General features: G+C 74.4%; 3 protein-coding genes and 1 pseudogene. 1 reads left to right on the top strand and 3 read right to left on the bottom strand.

From position 1 onward, the window contains the following. Positions 1–274: 274 nt before the first annotated feature. From EDJALFJO_RS00090 to EDJALFJO_RS00080, 3 genes are read right to left on the bottom strand one after another with little or no spacing between them, the layout of a single operon-like run. Positions 275–1,057, bottom strand: coding sequence for a TIGR03936 family radical SAM-associated protein (locus tag EDJALFJO_RS00090; protein ID WP_198949859.1), 783 nt, complete (start codon positions 1,055–1,057; stop codon positions 275–277). Positions 1,058–1,108: 51 nt separating this feature from the next. Continuing rightward, positions 1,109–1,807 carry a class F sortase gene (locus EDJALFJO_RS00085; RefSeq protein WP_088280976.1) on the bottom strand — a complete coding sequence of 233 codons (699 nt, stop codon included), beginning with the start codon at positions 1,805–1,807 and terminating at the stop codon, positions 1,109–1,111. 12 nt (positions 1,808–1,819) lie between these two features. Beyond that, complete coding sequence (locus EDJALFJO_RS00080; protein WP_143448188.1) at positions 1,820–2,668, bottom strand: DUF4397 domain-containing protein; 849 nt, start codon at positions 2,666–2,668, stop codon at positions 1,820–1,822. A gap of 306 nt (positions 2,669–2,974) precedes the next feature. On the opposite strand from EDJALFJO_RS00080, the pseudogene EDJALFJO_RS00075 reads away from it, so the two are divergent. Beyond that, positions 2,975–3,191, top strand: a pseudogene (locus tag EDJALFJO_RS00075) (dihydrolipoamide succinyltransferase); the annotation flags it as partial.

The raw sequence follows: 3,191 nt of genomic DNA, 5'->3' as shown, positions 1-3,191 counted from the left end.
CACCGCGTCGGACGCCGCGCGGCGGCGGGTCCTCGTCGCCGGGGCGGGGGTGGTCGCGGCGTCCGACGCGGTGTCGGTGCCGGACGCTTCGGTGGTGCCGGTGGGCTCGTCGTCGAGCGACACGGGGTGCTCCCGTTCGACCCCGGGTGCAGAGCCACACCCCTCGGCACCGCACGGGGCGGTCGTCTGGTTCGTCACGCCGGGCTCGGCGTGACGGAAGTCGTCACGTATTCGCCGTGTCGATCGCGCTGGCGTCAGTGCGGCGCGGCTCGGTTCAGGCGCCGGCGGCGTTCCTGTCGGCGGTCAGAGGATCGGCCACCGTGCCGTCCGCCTCGTCGAGCGGCCCCTGCGCCAGCCGCGTCATCCGAGACGGAGACGGCGGCGCGAGGAGGGCCTGCGACCGGAGGGCGGCGAGGACGTCGTCGGGTCGAACGGCAGGTGTGGTGTGCCGTACAACCAGGTTGAGTATCGCACAGGGGGGTGGGGGGACTTGAGCCCCGGCGCGCACGAGCAGGTCCGGCAGCGTGTCGACGACCCCCAACCGGACCACCGCGCCGCGTGCGTCGAAGGTCCGGTTGCCGTTCTTCGTGAGCCTCGTCACCTCCACACGATCGGCCGCGAGGAAGGTGACGACCGCCGTGGCGGCCTCTTCGGGGGTCACCCCGGGCAGCTCGACGATCCACTCCGAGGCCACGAGCCGGTCGGCGAGCGCACCGCCGGCGGTCTCGACGACCTCGACGACGTCCAGCCCGGTGGGCAGGGCCTCGTCGAGCGCGGCCCGCAGGGCGTCGGGCTCGACCTTCGTGCTCAGCGCGATCTCGAGGTACTCGGCCTCGCTCGCCGCCCCGGTCGGGGCCGCTCCCGCGTAGGAGATCTTCGGGTGCGGGTTGAAGCCGGCCGAGTACGCCACCGGGACACCGGCCCGGCGGACGGCCCGCTCGAGCGCACGCTGGAAGTCCCGGTGGCTCGTGAACCGCAGCCGGCCACGCTTGGTGAAGCGCAGCCGCAGCCGCTGCACCACGGGGGGCGGCGGCGGTCCGTCAGGGGTTCGAGCCACGAGAGGTCAGCCTAAGGGGCGCACGCAGAGGGCCCGCGCCCAGGCCGGGCGTCAGACCGGGACCGCCTCGACGACGAGGTTGTCGTCGTAGCGGTGCGCGACCGGGTCGAAGCGGCCGCCGCACGTGATGAGGACGAGCCGGTGCGGGGCGTCCAGCGCGAAGATCGTCGGGTCCTTGGCGAGGTCGGCCTTCTTGACCTGCCGCGTGGAGACGACCCGGTACCGGACCTTCTGGCCGCCGTCCGTCACCGTGACGACCTGGCCCTTCCTCGCCTTGGCCAGCTCGGCGAGGATCCCGATGCCGAGCCGGGCGTCGTCGATGTGGCCGGCGACGACGACGTGGCCGAAGGCCTCGCCCGCGAGCGCTCCGCCGGTCCACCAGCCGACGACGGCCGGGTCGTCCGGGACGACGAGCGAACCGTCGCTGCGGACCCCGGCCGGGACGACGGGGGCGTCACGGCCGCTCCACAGCGTGAGGCCGGTCGGCCGGAAGGCGGCCCGCGCCGCTGCGTCACGGCCCTGGGAGGCCTCCGGGACCGGCCCGGACCCGGCCGGGGCGGGCACGAGCGTGGACGACGGGCCGAAGGACGGTGCGACGACCGGGGCGGCGCTGACGGTCCGGGTCGGCAGGGCCCGGGTGCCGTCGGCGGCCGGGGCGCCCGCGGGTCCGAGCAGGACCGCGGCGCCGGTCGCGAGCAGCGTCACGCCGTACCCGCCGACGGCGAGGAGGCCGCGGGAGGTGCCGGTCACGGTCGACCCGGCTCAGCGGGCGTGCCGGCTCCCCATGCCGGCCTCGGCCGCACGGCCACGGCCGACGCGGGACGCCGCGAGCAGCACCATGCCGGCGAGCGCGACGACCGCGGAGCCGGTGGGCGACAGCAGGCCCTGGTCGGCGAACAGCCCGGCGGCCTGACCGCCGCTCCCGGTCTGCACGCTCGTGGGCGCCGCGGCACCGACGACCGAGAGGTCGAGCTTCTGGACGACTGCGTCCATCGTGCCCTTGGCGGGGTCGCCGATGGCGAACACCCGGGTCAGCTTGCCCGCGGGGAGCGAGAGCGACACGGGCTCGAGGATCGCGGGACCGCCGGTCGTGGGGACGATGTCGACCTTGTACGTCTTCGCGGGCACGTCGAGCCACAGCGACTCGCCGCTCGCGACGTTCCGGAAGGCGGCCTTGCCGTCGATCCGGATGTCGGCCGGCGGGGCGAGCGCGACGTGCGTGACGACGATCCGGGCCTTGCCCCGACCGATCGGCTTCACGTTGTTCGGGAAGACGGTCGCGGCGAGCGTGCCGGACGTGTCGGCGTTGGGGTGCACGACGACGTCGGTGCTGCCGCCGGCCTTGACCGTGAACTTCGTCGTGAGCAGCGTCTTGCCGTCCTGCTTGACGACGAGCTCGTGCGAGCCGGCCTCGAGCTTCAGCGGGCCGACGACGGTCTTGGGCGCCGCGTCGGGGCAGACGTTCTCCCCGTCGACGAAGATGTCGACGGTCTCCTCGACGACCGCGTGGACCACGTAGACGGTGCCCGTGGAGCCCGCCGCGCGCGCGGTCGAGGCCGCCGCCATCGTCGCGCCGGACGCCATGAGCGCCACCGCGACGACTGCCAGCAACCGCCGTATCCCAACCGCCCGACATGACACCCTCCGCTTCCGCACTGATCGTCACGAACCCTAGTGCGCGGAGCCCCCGAACGTGGTCAGAAGTGCGCAGCGTAGTCAGTCGTGTCGCGACCGTGCGGGAGGGATTACGCCGATCACACGGTGCGTGACAGTTCAGGGGTTAACCTGTACGCGCGAGCGGAATCGAGGGCCGCACGGGGACAGGTCCTGAGCACGAGAAGAGCTATTCGGACCACGGGGAAGCAGTCAGCTCCGATCTGCACGAGCTGGGTCATCGCCGGGCCAGGAGGATGATCGATGGCACACCGCGACGGCGCTCCGCGCGCCGCCGACACCGTCACCAGCCCGACGGGGGCCACCCCCGCCGACGCCGGTGCGGTCGACGCCGCCGCGACGGCCGAGGCGCACGACCTGACCGCGACGGGCGGCCCCGCCGCCGTCACGGCACCGCAGCCGGTCCCCGAGACCGTGCCCGCCTCCGCGGCCGAGGCCGCCGAGGCCGCGGAGGCGGGCA

The organism is Kineosporia sp. A_224 (assembly GCF_002198655.1).
Taxonomy (GTDB): Bacteria; Actinomycetota; Actinomycetes; order Actinomycetales; family Kineosporiaceae; genus R-H-3.
The sequence above is the reverse complement of the archived record's forward strand: the minus strand, read 5'-3'. Positions and strand labels throughout refer to the sequence as shown.